Origin of the sequence: Paenibacillus sp. FSL R5-0810 (assembly GCF_038002285.1) — a bacterium.
Taxonomy (GTDB): Bacteria; Bacillota; Bacilli; order Paenibacillales; family Paenibacillaceae; genus Paenibacillus_AQ; species Paenibacillus_AQ lactis.
In genome coordinates this window covers 5,684,667-5,706,552 of the sequence record NZ_JBBOCF010000001.1, presented here as the reverse complement: position 1 = coordinate 5,706,552, position 21,886 = coordinate 5,684,667, and the positions used below count along the sequence as shown (strand labels likewise).

Annotated in this window: 14 protein-coding genes and 1 pseudogene; all 15 read right to left on the bottom strand. The window is 49.4% G+C overall.

The annotated features are described in order from the left end of the window. Nucleotides 1-108: 108 nt before the first annotated feature. Nucleotides 109-972 (bottom strand): ComF family protein, encoded by an 864-nt coding sequence (locus tag MKX76_RS25235; RefSeq protein ID WP_341035077.1) that lies wholly within the window; start codon nucleotides 970-972, stop codon nucleotides 109-111. Nucleotides 973-1,036: 64 nt separating this feature from the next. Then, nucleotides 1,037-2,925 (bottom strand): annotated as a pseudogene (locus MKX76_RS25230) (DEAD/DEAH box helicase). 115 nt (nucleotides 2,926-3,040) lie between these two features. Then, nucleotides 3,041-3,193, bottom strand: coding sequence for a hypothetical protein (locus MKX76_RS25225; RefSeq protein WP_210093990.1), 153 nt, complete (start codon nucleotides 3,191-3,193; stop codon nucleotides 3,041-3,043). Nucleotides 3,194-3,298: 105 nt separating this feature from the next. Beyond that, complete coding sequence (locus tag MKX76_RS25220; protein WP_213615917.1) at nucleotides 3,299-3,721, bottom strand: hypothetical protein; 423 nt, start codon at nucleotides 3,719-3,721, stop codon at nucleotides 3,299-3,301. A 188-nt stretch (nucleotides 3,722-3,909) separates the two neighbouring features. Next, nucleotides 3,910-4,632, bottom strand: coding sequence for a response regulator (locus MKX76_RS25215; protein WP_007133256.1), 723 nt, complete (start codon nucleotides 4,630-4,632; stop codon nucleotides 3,910-3,912). 4 nt (nucleotides 4,633-4,636) lie between these two features. Further along, a complete protein-coding gene (locus MKX76_RS25210) occupies nucleotides 4,637-5,791 on the bottom strand; it encodes a sensor histidine kinase (RefSeq protein ID WP_007133257.1) in 1,155 nt (384 codons plus the stop codon). A gap of 45 nt (nucleotides 5,792-5,836) precedes the next feature. Next, nucleotides 5,837-8,539 (bottom strand): stalk domain-containing protein, encoded by a 2,703-nt coding sequence (locus MKX76_RS25205; protein ID WP_341034779.1) that lies wholly within the window; start codon nucleotides 8,537-8,539, stop codon nucleotides 5,837-5,839. 338 nt (nucleotides 8,540-8,877) lie between these two features. Next, nucleotides 8,878-10,083 carry a methionine adenosyltransferase gene (gene metK / locus MKX76_RS25200; protein ID WP_007133259.1) on the bottom strand — a complete coding sequence of 402 codons (1,206 nt, stop codon included), beginning with the start codon at nucleotides 10,081-10,083 and terminating at the stop codon, nucleotides 8,878-8,880. Nucleotides 10,084-10,655: 572 nt separating this feature from the next. Further along, nucleotides 10,656-10,940 carry an alpha/beta-type small acid-soluble spore protein gene (locus tag MKX76_RS25195; RefSeq protein ID WP_341034778.1) on the bottom strand — a complete coding sequence of 95 codons (285 nt, stop codon included), beginning with the start codon at nucleotides 10,938-10,940 and terminating at the stop codon, nucleotides 10,656-10,658. A 168-nt stretch (nucleotides 10,941-11,108) separates the two neighbouring features. Further along, nucleotides 11,109-11,633 (bottom strand): hypothetical protein, encoded by a 525-nt coding sequence (locus tag MKX76_RS25190; protein WP_341034777.1) that lies wholly within the window; start codon nucleotides 11,631-11,633, stop codon nucleotides 11,109-11,111. 181 nt (nucleotides 11,634-11,814) lie between these two features. Further along, a complete protein-coding gene (locus tag MKX76_RS25185) occupies nucleotides 11,815-15,054 on the bottom strand; it encodes an S-layer homology domain-containing protein (RefSeq protein ID WP_341034776.1) in 3,240 nt (1,079 codons plus the stop codon). 369 nt (nucleotides 15,055-15,423) lie between these two features. Then, nucleotides 15,424-15,768, bottom strand: a complete 345-nt coding sequence (locus tag MKX76_RS25180; RefSeq protein ID WP_007133263.1) for a hypothetical protein — start codon at nucleotides 15,766-15,768, stop codon at nucleotides 15,424-15,426. Between the two features lie 240 nt (nucleotides 15,769-16,008). Further along, entirely contained in the window at nucleotides 16,009-19,671 is a 3,663-nt protein-coding gene (locus tag MKX76_RS25175) for an S-layer homology domain-containing protein (protein ID WP_341034775.1), read from the bottom strand. Nucleotides 19,672-19,887: 216 nt separating this feature from the next. Continuing rightward, nucleotides 19,888-21,012 carry a glycosyltransferase family 4 protein gene (locus MKX76_RS25170; protein ID WP_007133265.1) on the bottom strand — a complete coding sequence of 375 codons (1,125 nt, stop codon included), beginning with the start codon at nucleotides 21,010-21,012 and terminating at the stop codon, nucleotides 19,888-19,890. 113 nt (nucleotides 21,013-21,125) lie between these two features. After that, nucleotides 21,126-21,884, bottom strand: a complete 759-nt coding sequence (locus MKX76_RS25165) for a WecB/TagA/CpsF family glycosyltransferase (protein WP_341034774.1) — start codon at nucleotides 21,882-21,884, stop codon at nucleotides 21,126-21,128. Between the last annotated feature and the right edge of the window lie 2 nt (nucleotides 21,885-21,886).

Here is a 21,886-nt window from a genome sequence, read left to right as displayed (position 1 = left end):
ATGCTTATCTAGAACCTTTGATACCCCTAGATTACATGATATCAGGCCTTACGTCTATCTTCCGAATATAGAAATCATGAGATTTCCCATGCGCTCCATCCTAACCTCTTAAGATCGGGCCCAAGTTAAGCAATAAACTTCTATCGGTTGACCCAGGGCTTTTTCATGTTTTCGCAACGCCTCCGCGCAGGCGTGGACCGTGCTCCCGGTAGTATAAATATCATCGATTAACAAAAGGCGAAGTGGAAGCAGCGCATCATTGCCCCTGTCCAGGACCCTATTCATCCGCTTCTCCGCTGAAGCTGCTGCGAGAGCCCGAGACATTAGCTCGATTACATGCGGGCCCGTAACAAATGCGTCCTCCATATCCCTCATTCGGTCCATTCGGGTTTTAAAGCTCTGCTTATCGGTATGCCTTTTCCGCTGAAGCAGGCGAAGATACGGCACCTTTATCTGCCTGGCGAGTCCCGTTGCCATCGCCTCTGCCTGATTAAACCCCCGTTCCCGAAGCCGGACATCGCTGACCGGAACCGAAGTTACGGCATGGACCATCCAGCGGCTCATCTGCCCGACCCGCAGATGACGTGCTCGCCCCTCAGGGCTGAGCTCCCGCTCCATAAGCGCATAAGCCCGTGCCAGCATTCCCGCCAACAAACCGGCATACCGTTCATTTCCCCGATATTTGTATTGGGCCAGCCATTCGCGCATCAGCCCATTATACATAACCGCGCTCCGATTCAGGACAAAAGCCCGTTCGTTCGGCCCTGTACGGCTGCAATCCGGACACCCGATCGCCCTCCCGCAGTCCAGGCAGCGGGGACGGACGATCCAGGGAATCGCTCTGGCACAAGCATCGCATATACCGGCGAACTCCCGGTTTAATGGAGCGCTTTTCCCGCAAGCAAAACAAATCTCTGCAGTCGTTCCCAAAAAACCGTGAGCCTTATCCAGAATCTGTTTGAGGGAATGCATAATCACATCGATTGTCTCCTTCCAAAAAATTCGATTCGCGCGCGCATTCGTTCACGTAAAATCCCTATGTAAGCTCTATCCGCAGGTAACCCCCTTTACCCGCAATCCGGTTCATCTGCTTGATCTGGCGTACGGCCAGGCTTTGGCTCCGGGTCCATTGCGGAGCGGCGAACACCACCCGCCCTGCCGGATCATCCTTCGATCGCCCTGCCCGTCCTGCCATTTGGATGAGCGCGGCCTCGTCAAACAGATCGCTGTTGGCATCCACGATATAGACGTCGCTTTTCGGTACCGTTACGCCCCGCTCGAGAATCGTTGTCGTGACTAGCAGCCGAATCTCCCGGTTGCGAAAAGCCATGACCTTGTCCGCACGTGCGGGATCGACGGAAGACGTTCCTTCCATTGGCATGTCCGGCATCGATTGCTGCAGCAGCTCAAGGAACGGGGCAATATGGCGAATCCGGGAGACGAACAGGAACACCTGAGCCCCGCGCGACAACGAAGCTCTCAAACTGCGCACCAAGGGGACCGGCAGCCGGCTCTGTTGCAAACAGCGGTGCACCGGGAAAATCTTCAGCTTCCGAGGAACCGGCAGCGGATGTCCATGGAAACGGGCCGGAACCTTGGCATGGGGCAATCGTCCCCTGGCAGCCTCCCGTTGGAGAGGAGCAGGAGGAGTCGCCGACAAGTAAATGTATTTCCCCTCTTTCTTGCAAGCATTCCGGGCGGCATAAGCCAGCATCGGGTCGTTATGGTAGGGGAAGGCATCGATCTCATCAATGACCACGAGATCGAACGCCTCCCGAAACCGTAACAGCTGATGCGTTGTAGCCAGAGTGATGCTCCCCCGTTTCCATCGCTCGGGGCTGCCGCCATACAACGTAATGACCTGCTCGTCCGGAAAGACCCTGGACAACCGCGGGGCCAGCTCCAGAACGACATCACGTCTGGGGGCCGCAACCAGGACACGCCCGCCCGCGTCCAATACGGCTTGTAGCAGCGGAAAGATCATCTCGGTCTTTCCGGCGCCGGTGACCGCCCAGATGAGAAACCGGGCGGGCCCCGCGGAGCCCCCTGCGGGCGGCTCCGCCAAGAACCGCAGCGCAGCGCCGGCGGCGGCGCTCTGCGCTGCGCTCAGCCCCCACCGGCCCAGGGCCGCGGTGGGGGAACCCCCGGCCGTGCCCCGCACGGCCGGCCCTGCTGCGCCATGCAGCAGCAGGGTGCAAGCGCGGCTGCGCCCCATCGCGAGGCAGGCCTCGCAATAGGCGCAAGCCGCCGAGCCGCACGCGGCGCATGCCGTGCGGCTTCGAGCCTCGCTGCCGCATCGCCGGCAGCGGGGGCCATGGCCCGGCCGCGGCGAAGCCGGCCGGGCGGCACCCGCGGGGCGGGCTGCGCCAGCCCCGCTTCCATGCGCAGGCGGCCCAGCAGGACGCCGAGCTGGGCCGCGGAGCGCCAGCCGCCGGTGCCCCCGGCGGCTTCCGTCAGAAGAGCCTCGATCTCGCCGGCAAGCAAGGCTCGGCCCTCGATGGCGCAGATAAGCTGCTCAGCCTGCCTCATCAGCGCCTTCCATTCCTCGCTGCCCCTTGGCGTCCAGCCGGACAGCACTGCACGCTCGTCGAGCACGCGAACATCCTGCGTGACGGTCCTCCATCTCGCTTGATTCCGCTCGGGCTCCTCGCTGATGTAGCTTGCAATTTTTTTATCCACATAGCCCTGCCACTCGTCTCCCCCCCATTGATCCATTTCTTGAAGCGGTCTGAACGTATCCCGGATCACGGCGGCCCACCCCAGAGGGATCGAAGAAGCAAGGATAACCATACGATGCGGACGGTCGCTGATCTCTCTTTGCCCCTCTCCGTCTCCATACCACCATTGCAAATCCACCTGCATATCGAGTGAGAGATAGCATCGCCATGCATCCGTTGTCCGGACAGCATATACAATCATCTGCATATCCACAAACCCTCCATTTTCCACCGCTAAAGTTTCTGATAAATCCAAACCACGACGAGGAATCATCCATGCAAAAACTCGAGCCATATTAGAGATCGTAAATTCCATTCCACGCCTATTCCACCGGAAGGCATTTGCCATCCCCCATCTTCACTGTACCGAGCGAGGCATGCAGCGAGTGATGCTTGGCGTTGCCGCCAGGCAGATTGTATGTATACCATTCGCAGACGCGTGACCAGAGCATCAGCAGCCTGAATTTTCTCCCCAACGCAAAAAAGCACCCTCCTTCCATCTGGAATCGGAGTGTGCTTCACGCCTCTTGTGTTCGTATTCTATTCCAAAGCATCTTGGGACGAGTCGGCATCTTGATCGTTCATCCTTGGACATAAGGAATCCGGATCGCCTCGAGCGGGTTGCGCAGATCGATCGTCATGATCGGGGGGTCCCCCGACTCCCCATTGGTGTCATGTAAGGACGAATTGCCGGAGCGCCAAGTTCCGTACACCAGCTCAATGCCGGACATAGGCGTTAATCGTTCAACAATCCGCAACGTATCGTCATGCGACTGGTCATCAAGGACGGTGACGCGAATCCGCGTCCCGCTCATCAGAGCATATAATGAAAGGGCTCTCAAGTACCATTCCACCTGCCGCTCATGGTTGGACGTGATCAGCACGTAATGCATGCGCCGCTTGGTGTCTTTTCCGTTTCTACGTAGATGGCGAGCGTGAATAATATGAACCAGAAGGGCAGCGATGCCGTACACCGCAAGGATCCACAGCAAATGGGCAACCATGAGGCTCACCTCCTTCTCATATCCACACTATATGCCGATATGGAAGGGACGGTGACAGTTATGTAACGAACAGCCCACACCGAAACCTGCCGTGGCGGCTCAAAAGGCGTTCGCTTTCCATAAGAAAGGAATCCGCCCAGGCAGCCCTCCTAAGTTATACTCGTCCATGCGCTCCAAATAAGCGAAAATTACAGCGTTACCCAGCCATATTTAATGGAGTTGATAACGGCTTGAGTACGGTCGTCAACCTCCATCTTCTGCAAAATGCTGCTGACGTGGTTTTTAACCGTTTTTTCGCTAATGAACAGATATTCACCAATCATCTTGTTGCTCTTGCCCTCGGCCATCAGTCTCAGCACTTCGGCTTCGCGGCGTGTCAGCGGATTATTCTCCCCTGCCACAAACTTGACGCCCGCCTCGCGTGTACCGCTCTCAGCCATGGCGCCTGCCTCGTTCACGTAGGTCATGCGGCGGAGCTGGTGAATCAGTTTGCCTGTCACCTTCGGATGGATAAACGCATACCCTTCATGTACGGAACGAATGGCGTTGATCAGCGATTCAGCCTCCATATCCTTCAAGAGATATCCGTTAGCTCCTTTACGAAGCGTCTCGAACACATAGCTTTCGTCGTCATGAATGGAAAGAATGATGACCTTGATCTCCGGGAACATTTCACGCAGCTTTTCGGTTGCTTGAACACCGTTCTCGGTCGGCATATTAATGTCCATCAATACGATATCCGGCTTCACTTCGTTGCAGAACTCCAGCACCTGGATGCCGTCTCCGCATTCGCCGATGACGTCGATGTCGTCCTCCATATTTAAAATGCGCTTGAGACCCTCCCTAAATAACTGGTGGTCATCCGCTAATAAAACTTTAATCAGTGTATTCTCGTTTTCTAAGTGTTCCATCCCATTACTCCTTTCCCTTTTCTACGTTCGTCGGGATATGAATGATGATCTTCGTCCCTTGATTCTCGGCAGATTCGATCTCCATTCTCCCTTCGAGCAGCTCTACCCTCTCCCGCATGCCAATTAACCCAAAGTGGTCCTTGCTCTTCTGTTCCAGCAAGTCGACATTGAATCCCAGGCCATTGTCCTGTACAACAATCTTGACCAATTGGGCCTGGTACGTAATTTCCACCAATACATAAGTCGGGTAAGCATGTTTTGCAGCATTCGTAAGTGCTTCCTGCACCAAACGGTAGATGGCCGCCTCCATCGCAGAAGAGAGACGATGCTCTTTCCCCCGCGTTTCGAAGATCGTGCGGATTTTGGATTTTTCTTCAAAATCATGCACATATTTACGCAGCGTGGGAATTAATCCTAGATCATCGAGTGCCATTGGACGCAGATTAAAAATAACCTTTCGCATTTCCTCCAGGCTAGAGCGAACCTGCCCCTTCAAATCTACTATTTCGTCCTGCACCATCTTAAATTCCTGCTTAGCTAGCATTCTTTCTACAATTTCCGTCCTAAGAACCAGATTGGCAAGCAACTGTGCAGGACCATCGTGAATTTCCCGGGATATCCGTTTGCGTTCTTCTTCCTGGGCCAGGATAATTTTCAGACCGATGACCTGCCGGTTCTTCGCAGATTCGATAATGCGGGACACCTGCCCCAGCTCACCGGACAAGTACTCCAGCACCACGCCCATCTGGGATCCGATCGATTCGGCTCGTTCGACGGAATTCTCCACGTTGCGGACGCGCTTTTGCAGCTCATCCCGTCTTGCCTTCAGATACATTTCCTTCTCCCGGTAGATCATGAGATCCAGCTGCAGCTGTGTCGCCTTCTCGTACGCCTGCTTGATGTCCTCTTCCTTATACCGGACGAAATCCCGGCTGACTTCCGTCAGCCGGATCCGGGAACGGCGATAGTTCAGTTCGAGCTGGTCCACTTTCTCCAAGGTTTCCGTCGTTTCCTTCAAAGTCCGCTTTAGTTCCTGATTCAGAGACACGAGCTCCTGCCGAGACGCCTCCAAAATTTCGAACATCTGGTATTTGCTGTCCTCCATCACTTTGATGGCATTCTTTATGACACGGTCGATGGCATCGGCTTGATAATCCACGCACTCTACTCCATTTCTAACGTTTCATATACATATCATACCATATCATGATTCGATCGTAACGGTCTTCGTGTTCTTGTCCCATTTTACTTTAAGGCCTAATTGCTCGGAAACGAGGCGAAGAGGGACTAAAGTCCTACCCCCTTGAACCATAGGAGCTACAGCAGCCGAATGACGCTTGCCGTTCAAAATAAATTCCTTCTTGCCGACGGTCAGCTCAAGCAGCATGCCGCCTCTCAATACGCCTACCCGCTGTGCGGATTGATTCCACGTTGCTTGTCCGCCAAAGGCGTCCAGCACATGCTTGATCGGAACATACGTCGTTCCGTTCTTCAGGATCGGCGCTGAATCAATCGCTACCTTGGAGCCGTTAAGCACGAGTGATTTTTGCCCGATCGTCATGACCGCCTTGCCTGTCGGAAGACCTTCGTTGCCCGCAACAGCCGGCATCGTAAACCGTATATCATCAATGGATACCGAGCCTGTCAGGGCCCGCTCATCCTGTCCCTCATCCACGTTCACGACGTACATGCGCTTCAATTGGGCAGGGAATGCGATATTGTAACCGGTCAAGTCGATATTCAGCGTTTTCCAGCCGGTCCAGTCGATAGCCTTAGCCAAATCAACATAAACGGTCTTGCCGTTGTTGTCCTTCAGCTCAGCCCGGAGCCAGTTCAGGCTGCTGTCGCCTTCCACGTCGATCGCCATGGACGTTGCCTGTGCCGGAATTGTTTTACCGGTTGTACCGTTGAACTCGGCGTATGCATACATCTTCTGTCCAAGCCCGCCGGTCATATCATAGGTCAGCTTCAGCACCTTCGAGTCGGCGTGGCTTCCGCTTCCCTTCACGATGGATGCCGTACCGGTTACGGCAGGCACATTCGTTGTGAATTTGATCGGATAGCTTACATTTTCAAAGTTCTCCCAAGTGCTCTCACCGGCCGCGGACAAAATGACAACCGTGCTAAAGCCGTCATATCTAGCGATCGCATATCCTACCTTGGTGTTGCTGTTTACGGATGTAACGGTCAGGCGGCCGTCTTTGACGCTGCCCTTAAACCCGATGAATTCCCACTTCAGCGCACTGCTTGGAACCTCCAGGCTTTGCCCTGATCTCGTTACAGCCGTTACTGGAACGGACACGCTCGTTCCTGCCTGAAGCGGCGCACTGGATACCGCCGTCGTCAGCGCTGCCAGATCATCGGCTCCCAGTACGTTCACCTGCATCATTGCCTTCGTGCTGCCGCTAACCGCAGTCAGTGTGGATGTGCCCGGCTTCACTGCCTTAATGCTTTGGCCGTTGATCGCCAGATTACCGTTGCTGGATTTCCAGGTCGGTTTGATGGATCCCGCATCAATCGGGTTGTAATAGGTGTCGTAGCCCTTCAGTTCATACGACCCTGTCTGGCCGATCAGGAGCGTGCTGCTGCCGCTAACCTTTAGGCCCTTTAAGTTGCCCTTAGGCGCCGTGGAGAACACGCCGAGCGCGTTTACGACGCTCCGCTGCGTGGTGCCGTATTCCGTAGGGAATGTCAGCTCCGTATTCATCTCGGCCAGCGGACGATTGACCATCGTGGTGGATCCGCCGCCATCCAGATTCATGCCCTTCCATACCCCGATTTTGCTCATGAAATCCTGCAGCTGCTGCAGGGTCATACCCGTGCTGCCGTCATTGCGCTCGGTTGCAATCAGATACGCATAACGGCCATCCTTCGAGTAGCCTACAGCCGTCCGGGCACGCGTGCCGCCGAGATCGTTGACGTTGCGGGAGAACGAAGCGGCTTTGCCGTTATCCACCAGAATCGTATGACCGCCGATCATCATTTGGAGTGAGGAAGGATCCAGCTTCTGACCTGATTTTTTAGATACTAGGGTGTAATCCGCCGTCAGCTTCTGACCGACTTCCAGGTTATTTTTCACGAATTCGGCAGCTGCTCCGTGAGTACGAAGAACATAGCTGCCTTCCGGGACTGCTGTTGGCAAGCCTGCCATAACGGATATGTCCGTAATGACGCCGTCCGTTACCATAACCTCTGTTGGTGTCGTCGAGCTATTTAATGGACGGTCAATGGCCTTCCAGGCGCTAGTGTACAAATACGCTGCGTTCACATGACTGAAGGTCGATCCGGTACCCTCCGGGTTGTAAGCTGTTTTGTTAATGCCTGCGAGCGGGAACGTTGCTCCATTCTCAGCCGTGATGCTTCCTGAAAAAGCAAACTCATCCAAGATCGGCTTGCCATCCTTGGTGACGGCAAATGCATACATTCCCTTCAGCGCGGATGGAGAGGACATGAGATCGCCATTGGACACTTGAGGACCCATTGGAGCCCCTTCGCGATTCGTAATGAAGAAGTCGCCGTTAATCGCGGCAACCGCCCCATGCTCCTTGGCCATACCGCCTGTGCTCTGTCTTGTTGTAAACTGGTTCCCCTTGCCTGCCATCACATCCAGCTTCACATACGGGTTGTTTAAGTCGACACGGACGACATTGGCAAGCGATTTCGCGCCGGTGCTGCTCGTATATTGATACTTCATCAATACAGCACCAGAGGTGATAATCTCTTCTCCAAGCTTCTTGACCGACGTCGTTGCCGCATAGGCGACGGAGGCTGGTGACAGCTTGTCTATCACAGGCAAACTGCCGCTAAGTACGGGGCTCACCCAGATGACCCCTGCCAACGTAACGATAAACCATTTTTTACCTACTGTCGTTTGGTTTGACTTCAGTGCTTTCCCCTGTCTTGCCATGTAATCGTAACTCTCCCATCTCTTTGTTCAACACATATGCCGAACATGTAAAGTCTCTAATTAATAGACTTCATTTTTGAGGAAAAGTTACGATTTTGTTATAAAAAAACGCTTGGGCGTATTCTACACCAACTCTTTCTGATTTCACAGGTGGATTTTTTGGTAGGATTGGATCCCCTGTCCTATTCTACTATATATTCGTGCAAAAATGACAGTTTTGTCATATAACCCCTTCCTATTTTACCATAAATTAAGCCAAAAAAGCTGATACCCTTAGCAGGCATCAGCTTTTTAAAAAGTTACTTTTTTGTAATAATCATTGTTTCAAATGATGATGCTTAGTTGGCTTGAGCTTGCTCCTTCAGAGCCTCAGCCTTGTCTACGCGCTCCCATGGCAGGTCGATATCGGTACGGCCAAAATGTCCGTAAGCCGCTGTTTGCTTATAGATTGGGCGGCGAAGATCCAGCATGCGGATAATGCCGGCTGGACGCAGGTCAAAGTTATTGCGAACGAGCTCAACGAGCTTCTCTTCGCTGACTTTACCGGTGCCATAGGTATCCACGCTGATCGATACCGGATTTGCGACACCAATCGCGTAAGCAAGCTGAATTTCGCATTTGTCGGCCAGGCCGGCAGCGACGAGGTTTTTAGCCACGTAGCGGGCCGCGTAAGCCGCGGAACGGTCGACTTTTGTAGGATCCTTGCCGGAGAATGCACCGCCGCCATGACGAGCGTAGCCGCCGTAGGTGTCGACGATGATTTTACGTCCGGTCAGACCGGCATCCCCTTGAGGGCCACCGATTACAAAACGTCCCGTTGGGTTAATGAAATATTTGGTTTCCGCATCCAATAGTTCGGCTGGAACGACCGGAAGAATGACGTGCTCTTTGATGTCCTTCTGGATTTGCTCCAGCGTAACTTCCTCAGCATGCTGCGTCGATACGACAATCGTGTCCACGCGAACCGGCTTGTCACCGTCGTATTCAATCGTAACTTGCGTCTTGCCGTCTGGACGCAGGTAGCTAAGCGTACCGTCCTTACGCACCTCGGACAAGCGACGAGCGATGCGGTGAGACAATGCGATCGGCAGCGGCATGAGCTCAGGCGTCTCGTTAGTAGCAAAACCAAACATGAGGCCTTGGTCGCCGGCACCGATGTTCTCGGTTTCCTTATCCACTTGGGAAGGATCACGACTCTCCAGTGCAGCGTTTACTCCCTGTGCAATATCGGCCGATTGCTCATTCAGCGATGTCAGCACCGCGCATGTATTGGAATCAAAACCGTATTTTGCACGTGTGTACCCAATTTCCTTCACGGTGTTACGAACGATGGATGGGATATCCACATATTCTGATTTTGTACTAATTTCACCAATGACCAATACCAGACCTGTAGCAACGGAGACTTCGCAAGCCACGCGCGCATTCGGGTCGTTAGCCAAAAATGCATCGAGTACCGCATCGGAAATCTGGTCACAAATTTTATCCGGATGTCCTTCAGTTACGGACTCTGATGTAAATAAACGTCGCCCTGTTAAAGACATGAGATCAACCTCCCATATAAATAGTATGTGAATATTCAAGAGGTCCTACACAAAAAATGAACCTTTTCCGACAGGAAAAGGTTTGAAATGTACAATCCTCAACATGCATATTAACGTATTTGTTACCAGGTGTCAATCCAGTTATCCGGCAGTTTTCAAGGATTTTCTTGGATGTTTTCAAGACGAGGCAAGTCCGTAAATGTTCCTACAATCGCTGTTGATCCTAAATTTCTTACTCAGAATAAATAAGTTGAACTTAACGAGGTAGAGCAGCTGTGTGAAATGTTCTTACGATCGCTGTTGTTCGCAGATTTCTTTAATTTAACTGAACTCGATTGTGGTAGAAATCCTCTTACAAAGGCGACCACTGTCGTTTTCTTCAAAATCATTTCACACTCTTGCATTTCCCTCGTATTTCTTTTGCTCAACTTATCTTAATCCAGTTCAAGAACGATCACAGGCTTGTTCCAGATGAAGCTTTCTTTTAGAAATCTTTTACGGAAGTATTTTACTCCCTTGCTTGCATCTGTTTCTTGGTCCCTTCAAAACATCAGCTAAAAGTTATGAGGCCATTACAATCTGCCGAACAGACTCTGCTCTGCATTTCGTACAAGGCGCTTGGTAATTTCTCCGCCAACGGATCCGTTCTCACGGGAAGTGAGATGACCCCATCCCGGACGGCGGCTTGACGAGCTGCCTCCGATTGCTCCAAGCTCTGACCCGAATTCGGTATCGGCTCCATTCGAACTGCCATATCCCACATTCAAACCAAACTCAGCGGCAATTTCATATTTCATCTGATTCAGCATATGACGGCTTTCCGGTACAACCTGACGATTACGATTGCTGCGTGGCATAATGAAACACCTCCTGTAAATGTGATTACAGAAGTATTATTTGTTTAATATAAGGTACGCACACGTATTAAAGCTTGTCACTGCTGGCAATAATTATAGGAAGACGGTTTATCACATTTAACGTTTGGCATGATGAAATTGAACAAGATATTTCATCCCTTGATTGCTTTATTTTATGGTATAGCCGCCTCGTACCATGACAATGAGACCGTTCTTTTGCCCTTCCTTCACCTGAATGCCACGACCTTCACGCGGGAAGGAGAGCAAATGGTTCTTCGGCGCAGCTTGTCCATTGAGCAGGTCCTTACCATCCGTCAGATCGGCAACACCGTTGGAATCCTCGGTGTAAATAACGGCGTTACCCGAACGAACGATAAATTCTGCACCAGCATCAGCAATCAGAATTTTGCCAGGCTTCAAGGCAACGTTCTTCACTTCATCCGATCCTTGGGAAGGTTGCGTTGGAGTGGTTGGGTTCGTTGGGGTAGTAGGGTTTGTTGGAGTTGTTGTCCCTCCACCACCATTTAGCGCTTTTTGGATTTGTTGATCCACGTAGCTCTTGGTCACGACCGGGTCATCGGCTGTGCCGGGGCTGGTGCTGGCGCCAGTAGCCGTATTGCTATAAACGGCACCAATCCATATCCCTGCCCCAATTGCCAGTGTAGCTAAGGTAACCTTCGTATAAGGTTTCATGTCCTCTGTTCCTCCTAAAGTTTTCTATACTACATAACTATAATGAAAAAAAAAGTACTGAACAGCCTTACTGTAAACTAAGGATCATGTGTACGAGTAAATAGAAAAAACACACCGGGGAACGGTATGTTCTCCGGTGTGTCAAAGCTTAGTAGCTAAGCTTTATTTTAATGAGTCGATTTTAGTAATTAATATTACCTTTCAAATCAACTGTTGTACCATCTGCCAGAATAACACTAGCAGTCAACACTCCACCATTGATGGTATCTTCTTTACCAACTACTACTTTGAAGGAATTTCCATTATCAGCCAATACTGCATCATAAGAAGTTGTTCCTTTGTTTGTAGCAATCGAAACTTTACCATTAACGATGTTTTTCAGAGTCTTATCCACGTTAACAGTCAATGTAGAAGTTGCCGCATCATATGTTGTTGTTGTTACCTTAACTGGCTCAACAGCTGGTGATGTTGGAGCAGCAACTGTGAACTCATCAGATTCCACGGCTTTAACATCTGAACCTCTTGCTACAATATACTGAGCATCCTTACGAACCTTAACCGAAATCGGAGGGTTTGCTTTAAGCAATTCAGGGTTAGTAATCGTAACTACAATGTTACCCTCTGGATTACTAGAGAAGGAAGTGGTGTAGTCAGTCGCAGAGATAATAGGAGTATTATCCTTCGAAAGATCTCTTAGAATCAGGTCATTTCTCACATCAGCAACGTTACCGTTTTTAGCATCTACATAAGTAGAGAATGTAACAGTAAACGATGCGCCTTCTCTCTTAGTAACACCAGTTGCTTTAGGAGCTACAGTGTTTTGAGTAGTCATCACAGCATTACCGTTCAGGTTCAGCTTGTTATTGGAATAAGTTTCAATGGAGTTGTTAGCAAACAAAGTGATTGTTGCACCATTCAGATACTCACTGCTTGTTTTCAACGTTACTTTGTTGGTTCCATCAACTTTCACTTCGGATGGGTAAGAACCATTAACAGTGAAATCACTGATGCTTGCATAAGCAATTACTTGATTGAACTCAAGCTCAAAAGTTTTAGCATCCTTTTGAACTGCTTTTGTCCATTCGAGTTTACTTTGGTTCGCATCTGTCAGTGGTTTGCTAGTCCAGGAAACCGCTTGACCTGTTTTAGATTTAAGTCCAATTGCATGAACTTCTTTAACAGATCCGTTTGTTCCAAACGAAACTTTAGTTCCATCAATGAACTCTGGGAACTGAAGTACTACGGATTTAGCCCCATTAACTACATTCACATTTACTTCACTCGGAATTGCAATTCTCTGGGTGTTAGCACCGTTCTTTTGGAAATCAATGTAGTAGTTAGCTTTGCTTTGAAGAGTCGAGATATCCATTTCTCTTCCAAAGTGCAATGCAACTTTACGAGTTGAATTGTTGTAATCCACATAAGAAGCACTTGGGTTAGCAAGATCAGCAGCTACAAATGTGCCGTTGTACTCAACCATAGTGTTCTGCAACGCTGTTCTGTCTTTTACATCTTTAATCTTCAGATCATAAGTGCCTTCAAGAGTACTGAAGAAGCTAACATAGAAGACTTTGTTGGAAGCGTCAGCTACGACAACATCTTTCACAGGAATCGTGTCGTTACCTTTTTTAACAGTGAAGTACTTTTTGTCAGCAGCATCTACCGCTTTGTCAAAACGAACAGTCAACGTGTTTGTTCTGTCATCACCAAATGTAGTTTCAACTACACGAGGTTGAACCAAATCAACACTTGCCGTAACTTTATGCTCTTTCACAGCATTTGCGTTGCCGGAATAGTCTTTAACTTCAACAAACAGGGTAGTTTCATATCCTGGCAGACGGTTAGCAGTGAAGTCCACTTCATATACGTTTGCGGCGATTTGAGTCGCTTTACCTTTTTTCTTGCTGTCACCAGACTTCCAGTAGAAGCTGTCTTCTGTTACAGAAGCAGGATCGATTTCTTCGTCGAATGTTACAGTTACTTTTTCAAGAGTAGCGGAAATTTCAGTAACCTTCGGACCTTCTGTATCAACGGCAACTGTAAATTCTTTGGTGTCAGCCAAAGATTTCAAGCCTGCATAGTCTTCAACAAGGGAAGTCGTCAACTTGTGAGCACCGACAGAAATTCCACCTGTGTAGTCTCTCAGGATAACTTCTCTTTGGTTTGCACCTTGAGTTACAGAACCAGCGAACGCTTTGTCATCCAGTTGGAAGTTGCTGCTGGATGGAGCAATAACTGGCTCAGAGAAAGTCACTTTAATAACCTTCGTGCCCAAAGCTTTAACTTCAGTTACTGTAGGCAGCGTGTTGTCGGAAGAAGTGAAGGAAACCTCTCCTTGTGGCAATACAGAGCCACTATCGTTTTTCACGTTTTTAACAACCACTTTGTAAGTTGTTCCTTGCGTGAATTTGCTGGATTCGTTCAGCAAGATGCGAGCAGTTTTACCATCTGCCAACAAGGAAATCGATTTGATTCCTTTTGAGTTGTTATCTACAACGTAGTTGTTCTTGTCAGTAGCGGTAACTTTATCAACTTTACCGTCAAATACTACATCAACCTCTTTCAGGTTAACGGAGCTCGCGGATTCAACTTTAGTTGCGGAAGTCACAACCCAAGTTACACTTTCAGTGTACTCGTAGTTGTTGTGCTTGAACTTCACTTCAGTAGCTGTGTTAGCTTTAAGTGGAGTTTCCAGCTCAACCTTCACACTTTCGTTGTTAGCCAGTTTGAAGGTAACAACTTTACCGCTCTCAGTAACTTCGTAGGAAACTACTTTAGGCTTTTGTTGGGACAGGTAGATGTCGTAAGCAACTTCAACCAGTTGAGCACGGGTTGCGTTAGCCTTTGGATTAGTGTTAGCGTCTACCAGACCAGCGTTGATAGCTGCTTGAACATAACCTTTAGCCCAGTCAGAAGCGTTGTTGTTTGTTTCTGTTGGGATTTCAAGTTTTTGAGCAACAACGAGAACCTTCGCCATTTCTTGAACGGTGATTTTACCGTTGAAGTCGAAGATCATTTTCGTTGTGTTCTTACCTTGCATGATGCCCGCAGCGTAAACTGCTTCTACATAAGGAGCTGGCCATTTGCTGGCTTTGTAGTTCTTATCTTTGAAGGAAGCTTTGCCTTGGATTGGCTCAAGACCCATGATGCCAACCAGAACTTTCGCGAACTCAGCGCGGGTCATTTCTTTGTCAAGACCAGCAGTTCCGTCTGGATAGCCCGAGAAGATCTTAGCTTCTTTAAGTACGTCATACTTTTGTTGCGTGTTAAGTGCGTCGTCACCGAATGCAACAGAAGCAAACATGGAGAATGCCATTGCTGTAGACAGTGCTACGGATAAAATTTTCTTCATAACCTTTTTTTCTCCTCCTTGAATCATCACTTGATTGTTGTCTTTAATTTGATAGCTCTTGTCACTCATATGTCGTGCACCTCCTTTCCCGAGTTGAGCATGAATCATAAATGATGTCTGTGACATGATCACAGAATCTTGTTAGCGAGAGAACACTACATACTAGAATAGATTCCTAATCCTACCTAGGTATTATACAACGAGTCCCCAGTACCGTAAAGAACAATTTTCTAATTTATAGACAAGTTTCTTCTTTAGGTTAAACTTGGTTGCCTCATTGGGTTCTACATTATAAACGTTTAATTTCCCGAAAAGTTGCGGGGGTTGCAAAGTTTTTTTAATTTTTTTTTTCGAAGTTTCTACACTTCCTCTAACAACAAGAGTTTTCCATATTACGACAGCAAAAAAAGACGCCCTTAAGGCGTCTCTTGTTGAACTCTATCGAATCTTCATGGCAAGCTGGATAATTTTTGCGCGCATCTCGGGATCCTGGTTCAATCTGCTGTACATTAAATCGATCTCCGCTTTATTCGAACGATATGTCTTGTCGTGTTTAATGGTTGTATGGGACCATTCGATTAACGCATTCTCGGCGACGGTAAGTTCATTGAAGGAATCATGAAAACCAGTCTCTAGAACGAGCCCCTCCATAATCTCTTGTGTTATCTCATTATGAGCGGCACGTGCCAGCTCAATTTTCTTCTCCATTACTTTGGCTTTATCTTCGAATTTCGTCTTCGCCTTCATGTAGTCGAGCTGCGCTTTGGATAAAATCGGCTTCATAAATTCATCTTCACCCTCTAAAAATAGTATGTGCTTTCGCTATTGTAGCGTATTCCATGCGAAATTACAAAAAATAGATTTTGGTAACCGCTTCTATTTACCGCTTATCGGAAGGCTCAATGCTTATGTCTGTCCTAGCATAGTCCACTTCAACGGCGTACAGCTGTTCATGAAAAACGAGAGCAGCACCTGGAAAATTCAGGCGCATGCTCTCGTTCAACTCAATCAGCAAAATCTTGCTTATAACAGCTTCAATTTGCTCATCATGCGTTTCACCACAGTTGCGGTATCTGCTCTATTCATGACTGCATCCGGGTTAAAGTTGTACGTAGGTTTTTTCTCGCCTTCTTTCAGGCTATTGGCAACCCCAGTCAAAATGCCTGCTTTTGAAACGGCAAGAATGGCTGGATAAGAATAGTTGGACTTAATTTTGCCCACATCCTCAAACTGCTTCTGTAGCGTTGCCTTGTCTTTCTCGATCTCGCCCATTTTCAGGTTGAGCGCACGGGCAATAATGTTCGCCGCTTCTTCCCTTGACAGCTCCATATTTGGCGCAAAGCTTCGCGGAGCAATGCCTCGGATGATCCCTTTCCGTGCTGCTGTTTCGATATAACGATAATCCCACAAGGCATTTGCCGGGATTGTCTCCTGGTAAATGTCATCGAAGGTCAGCTTGTTCGAGCTGTTGTTAATCGGCACATCGTAATCCAGCGGAATATCGAGCAGCTTCACAACGATGGTTGCGAACTCACCGCGGGTCATCGGGTCATATACACCGAATGCGTCCTGCTTGGCCGCCTTCATATAACCTCTTGCCAGCATCAGCTCAATATCGTTCCGGGCCGTTTTATGTGAAATCGCATCGGAGTAGCTGTAACGCAGCGACTTGACGGCATAATAACCAAAACCTTTAAACGTAGCGGTGACTGTCTTTTTCTTGGAATCGACCTTGCCGCCGATATTGGTCCAAGTGCCCTGGGACGGGTTGTACCACCAGATACCCAGGTTGCCGGAAGCTGCATTAACCAACGCGGAATCATATTTTAGTGTAATAGTGCCTTTCTGGGAAAGCTCCATCCAGTTTTGCGGAATCAGGCGCTGATGGAATTCATGGCCCTTCGCGTATGGATGCGTAGCTTGCTTCACGTTGAAATCTTCAACATTGCTGCTGTAAGCGTTCAGCGAGCCCGCATCCAGCCAGTACAGCGGCGAAGCATATCCGAAATGAGGAGCCGGCGTGAAGCGGAACGCATTGCCGCTGTCGCCTGGGATCAACGAAAGACGTCCATCCATCTCTACCCCGTTTTCGATCTCTCCAATGCGGTTGTATGCCTTAATTGTACGTCCATCAATCTGGTTCGCAATTCCGAACAAAATGTCATGCTCGCCAAGCAGGTTAATGGTCGGTACTTCGGCTTTCGGGTTCGATTTCGCTTGCTGGAGAACCGTTCCCTTCGGCACAGACAAGGACAGTCCACCTTTAAAAACGTTGATTTTGCCGGATTTCGAAATATTTGCTTTGTATTGGGAGCCTTCTGTTGCATCATCCACATATTGCACGACAATTTGGCCATTCGTCTTCTTGCTGCCTTGTTCGATCGTAAACTTAATGGTGTTTTTGCCGTTCTTCAGGTTTTTAACTTCCAAACGGAAGATATCGCTGATCTCGGATTTCACCATTTGCTCTTTGCCAATCGTAACAGAGTCAGCTCCTTCTGCCTTAATGCTGACTTCTACGAAGTTCTGCTTCAAGACGCCTTCATTCGGCAGCTTCGGTGACAAGACTTGATATGGTGCACGTTCACGCGTGATTTCAATCGTATCCGTCGTCGTCACGGACTGAATGCGGGACCCGATCGAAATGGCCTGCAAGCCTACCTCAGGCAGAGACAATTCTTTGAGTACAATACGCAAGTTATTAGAGCTCGTGCCTTGTTCAATGGTGAAGTACATATCTCGATCCGACGGGTTAATTGCATCAAGCTGTGTTTTTAGTGATCCGCCGGTCAGATCCCACTGTCCAGCACCAATTGGCGTAAACACGGCAAAAATCGTTGATGAAGGATGACTTAGCGTTACGGTCACTTCATCCGTATTATCGACTTCGAACCGAAGACCCATTTCTTTCTCGTAAGTGGTAAAAGCATTTTTATCGGTTTCCATGAACAATTTATCCGGATCGGAGTAAGTTGGAGAGCCAACTGGGAATGGAATCATGTTTTTAATAACAGAGCGGTTGTCGCTGAAATACAACAGTGTCAGCTTGGTCGAGATTTTACCGCTTTTATCGGCTACCACCAGGGTGTTCGGCCCAGGAATCAGTTGTAAGAATCGATTTGCAGCTTGAGGGGACTCAACGTAATTGAATTCGCCATTGCTGCTAACCGGCAGATCAATCGTGTTGCCGTTCAAGGACAAAGTTAGCCCTTGGGTACCGGTGTAATTCACGATACGGCCGGACACCTGAGTGAAATCGGTGCTGTTTTTGAATAATTGGTTGTTGTACAGATTATAAACATCAATATAGGAAGAGGACAGGAACGTTACCGGGATGACCTTCGTATCCGATACGCCGGATCCGTTGCTGACCTTAATGATCAGATTTTGCTGTCCGGAAGGCAAATTCGTAATTTTAAATACGGTGTTTCCGTTATACGTAAAGGTTGAAGCTATGTTTGCGCCTTTACTGGATTCAATCGTGGCGGTTCCCGCGTTTACTTGTTCTACCATTAAATAGAGAGGCAGTTCATTTAGAACCGTGTCGTTGCTGCTTGGAAAAATCGATTGCGAGCTAAAAGACACCGTACTGCCGCTCTCGGTTACGCCATATAATTGGTGGACCTGTTTGATCGTCGGCGCATTGGCATCGCGATACGTGAATGTCTTTTGTACATCATATCCGGTTGCGGTGTCCTTAATGTAGACCAGGTACTCCCCGCTTTGCGTAATGCTGACAGTTCCGTTCGTCGTAAAAGGATACATCAATGTATTGTTAAGAATGGAAGCTTGGCCCACGGTAGCTGTCAAATTCGCAATCGGTACGGTCGACCCAACCGGGAATACCCCTACTTCAAGCACCGGCGGAACCGGAGTAGCACCTGCAGCGGGAGCATCCACCACGACATAACCGGTAATTGTGCCGTTGACGTTCCCTGTTACGACAGCCTGTCCGTCAATGCTGGTGCCGCCGATTCTTAGGTCATTCGCCGTCAAGGATCCTGTCGGATGATATACGACCTGACGATGGATGGTCTGCGTCCGGGATTCGGAATTAACCACGATGACCAGGTCGTTGACGCCTTTCTTCAATTGAATACCTGCGGAATAGAACATATCGCCGCCGCCTGGATACATCGACTGTCCGTTTACGGTCACGCCTTTGGAACCGTTTGTAGCCTTAACGGAGATGCTGATCGTTTCGGTTGTAACGACAACAGGTCTCGAGCTGTTTTCCTCAAGAACCCGGCCGTCGCTCAGCGCGACTTCATAAACAGCCGGAACATCCGAAAACTTGACATAGGCTGTTGCGCTTACTTGCTGCCCTTGCGTGCTCATGCCCGAGACGATAATTTTGTTCACGCCCTGATTCAACTGAACGTTCAAGAACTCGAATGTGTTGGCCGCTTCGTCCAGAATCGGCTTAACACCCGTTCCGCCCGTCGTCGTATCATCAAAACGCTTAATTTCATAGGAAATCGTATTAGGGTTAACGCCGTTATACGTGCCCGACACCTTGATGGAGCTACGGTTTTCGGGCGTTGGCGAATTTGGATCTGTGCTCAGATTAGAAAAATGGAAAAATAAAGCCCCGTTTGCGGCGGAAGCCGGTAGTGCCGGTATCAATGAAAAAAACATCGCTACAGCCAGCAGCAGTCTAGCCATAGTATGAAATGGACGTCTCAACGGTTTTACCTCCTTGTTCGTTCGGACCTGCGGGTCCGCTTTGGGTGTTCGATCTTTCACTTGCTCCCCTCTCTTTCCCTGACAGTTGGTATTAACGCATAGTTCATATATCGGTCCCATACATTCAATTTTTTAGAAAAAAACACAAAAAAGCCTCACCCTTTTCGGGTGAGGCCTGCATGTCCAATCGTATGCAAAAAGAATTAGAATAAGTTCTTATTTGGAGCGGCTTTCGGGATTCGCCTTCATCCGCATGCGGTTGATCAGGCCCAGGATCGGCCGTTTGGTCTTGCCTACAAGCCCGATAACCTCTGCGCCGATCTGCATGAAGCACATCATGACGCAGATGACGACGAAGGTTACCCAGTTCGCCTCATACATGGCCGCCGAGGATTGAATGACGGCCAGAACGCCGAAGAACGCGGCAATCACATAAATGATCAGCACCGTCTGGCGGTGGCTGAATCCAAGCTCGCGCAGGCAATGATGCAAATGGCCTTTGTCCGGCGCGAAGATCGGCTTCTTCTGAATTTTGCGGCGCACGATCGCGAAGAACGTATCCGACAGCGGCACCCCGATAATAATCAGCGGCGTAATGAACGATACGATCGCAATCTGCTTGAAGCCGAGCAAGGACAGCATGGCCAAACTGAACCCAAGGAACAGTGATCCGGTATCCCCCATGAAAATCTTGGCGGGATGGAAGTTAAAGAACAGGAATCCGATAATTCCGCCCAAGAGCAGCAGGCAGAGCAGAGCTACGGTCGTATTTCCCATCAGGAACGCCATGACGGAAATCGTCCCGATCGCAATACCGGACACGCCCGCAGCAAGACCGTCGAGGCCGTCAATCAGGTTGATGGCATTGGTCACCCCGACAATCCAAAAGATGGTGAGCGGAATCGACACCCAGCTCTCGAGCGCCGAGTACCGGTCCTGAAACGGTATATTTACAAAATCCACAGTAATATTAAATCCGAACACGACAACGCAGGCCGCTGCAATCTGTGCCAAGAACTTGACTTTGGCCGACAGCTCAAATCGGTCATCCAGGGCTCCGATCAGTACGATCATGGAACCGCCGATCAGAAAAGCCTTCATAAAGTTGGCATCCCGCGGCGAAAGGCTATCCGGCAAGAAAGGAAGCACTGCAATGAGTCCGAGCACAAAAGCCAGATAAATGCCAAGCCCGCCGAGACGGGGCATGATTCGAGTATGAACTTTACGGGCATTCGGCACGTCGACGGCACCGATCTTGACCGCGAATTTTTTCACTAGCGGCGTAAGAACCAGAGCCAAAGCAAGCGCCACGATAAACCCGATGATGTATATCATTAACATGTAATCATTCGACCCCCAATATTGTCTACCGGTTGAATTATACTCCCTTCGGGTCCGAAATCCAATACCAATTTCCGGTGAAATCCCGGATATTCGCCATAGAAATAAGCGATTTAGCTTGTTTTCGTTACGTTTTCTCTCTCGCGCAGCACTTTCACTACGAATTTCGGCAGCGCAAGCATTCTTTTGTAACGGGAGGGCTCCTTCAGAAGCCGGTAGAACCACTCAAGGCGCAGCTTCTGAAATACCTTCGGAGCGCGCTTGAGCTTGCCGGAAATAATATCGAAGGATCCGCCGACGCCCATAACGACAGGAACCTGCATCGCCTGCTTATGCTTGGCGATCCAAGGCTCCTGATTGTCCGCACCGCGAGCGACAAACAATATGTCCGGCGAAGCGGCCCGGATCTCCTCGATGACGGCGGCATCTTCCTCAGGTCCGAAAAATCCGTCCCGATACCCGCATATAATTGCAGCCGGATATTGCATTTGTAACCGATTGGCGGCTTCCTGAATCACTTCTGCCGTGGTTCCGAGCAAGTAAAACTTCCATCTGTAGGTTTCCCCGACCCGGAGCAATTCATGTAACAGATCGAAGCCCGTAACACGTCCCTCCAGCGGATCGCCCCCTACTCCGGCAGCCCATACGATTCCGGTTCCATCCGGTACGATGATCTCGGCGCTTTGCATCATGGCTTTATACTCGGGATTATTCTCTGCGGTCATGACCATAATCGGATTGGCTGTAATGACCTGATGCGGTTTCCCGGACTTTACGGCCTCCGTCAGATACTTCACGGTATCCTTCATGTCCATCTTGGAAAATGGAACCCCGAACACGGAAACGGTTGGAAAAGGTTTTGTCTGGTTCATGA

What these genes read in the sequence shown, in the direction of transcription:
- MKX76_RS25165 (WP_341034774.1), bottom strand. Translation starts at nt 21,884, where the DNA reads ATGAACCAGACAAAACCTTTTCCAACCGTTTCCGTGTTCGGGGTTCCA.
- MKX76_RS25170 (WP_007133265.1), bottom strand. Translation starts at nt 21,012, where the DNA reads ATGTTAATGATATACATCATCGGGTTTATCGTGGCGCTTGCTTTGGCT.
- MKX76_RS25190 (WP_341034777.1), bottom strand. Translation starts at nt 11,633, where the DNA reads ATGAAACCTTATACGAAGGTTACCTTAGCTACACTGGCAATTGGGGCA.
- MKX76_RS25185 (WP_341034776.1), bottom strand. Translation starts at nt 15,054, where the DNA reads ATGAGTGACAAGAGCTATCAAATTAAAGACAACAATCAAGTGATGATT.
- MKX76_RS25220 (WP_213615917.1), bottom strand. Translation starts at nt 3,721, where the DNA reads ATGGTTGCCCATTTGCTGTGGATCCTTGCGGTGTACGGCATCGCTGCC.
- metK (WP_007133259.1), bottom strand. Translation starts at nt 10,083, where the DNA reads ATGTCTTTAACAGGGCGACGTTTATTTACATCAGAGTCCGTAACTGAA.
- MKX76_RS25205 (WP_341034779.1), bottom strand. Translation starts at nt 8,539, where the DNA reads ATGGCAAGACAGGGGAAAGCACTGAAGTCAAACCAAACGACAGTAGGT.
- MKX76_RS25235 (WP_341035077.1), bottom strand. Translation starts at nt 972, where the DNA reads ATGCATTCCCTCAAACAGATTCTGGATAAGGCTCACGGTTTTTTGGGA.
- MKX76_RS25195 (WP_341034778.1), bottom strand. Translation starts at nt 10,940, where the DNA reads ATGCCACGCAGCAATCGTAATCGTCAGGTTGTACCGGAAAGCCGTCAT.
- MKX76_RS25215 (WP_007133256.1), bottom strand. Translation starts at nt 4,632, where the DNA reads ATGGAACACTTAGAAAACGAGAATACACTGATTAAAGTTTTATTAGCG.
- MKX76_RS25180 (WP_007133263.1), bottom strand. Translation starts at nt 15,768, where the DNA reads ATGAAGCCGATTTTATCCAAAGCGCAGCTCGACTACATGAAGGCGAAG.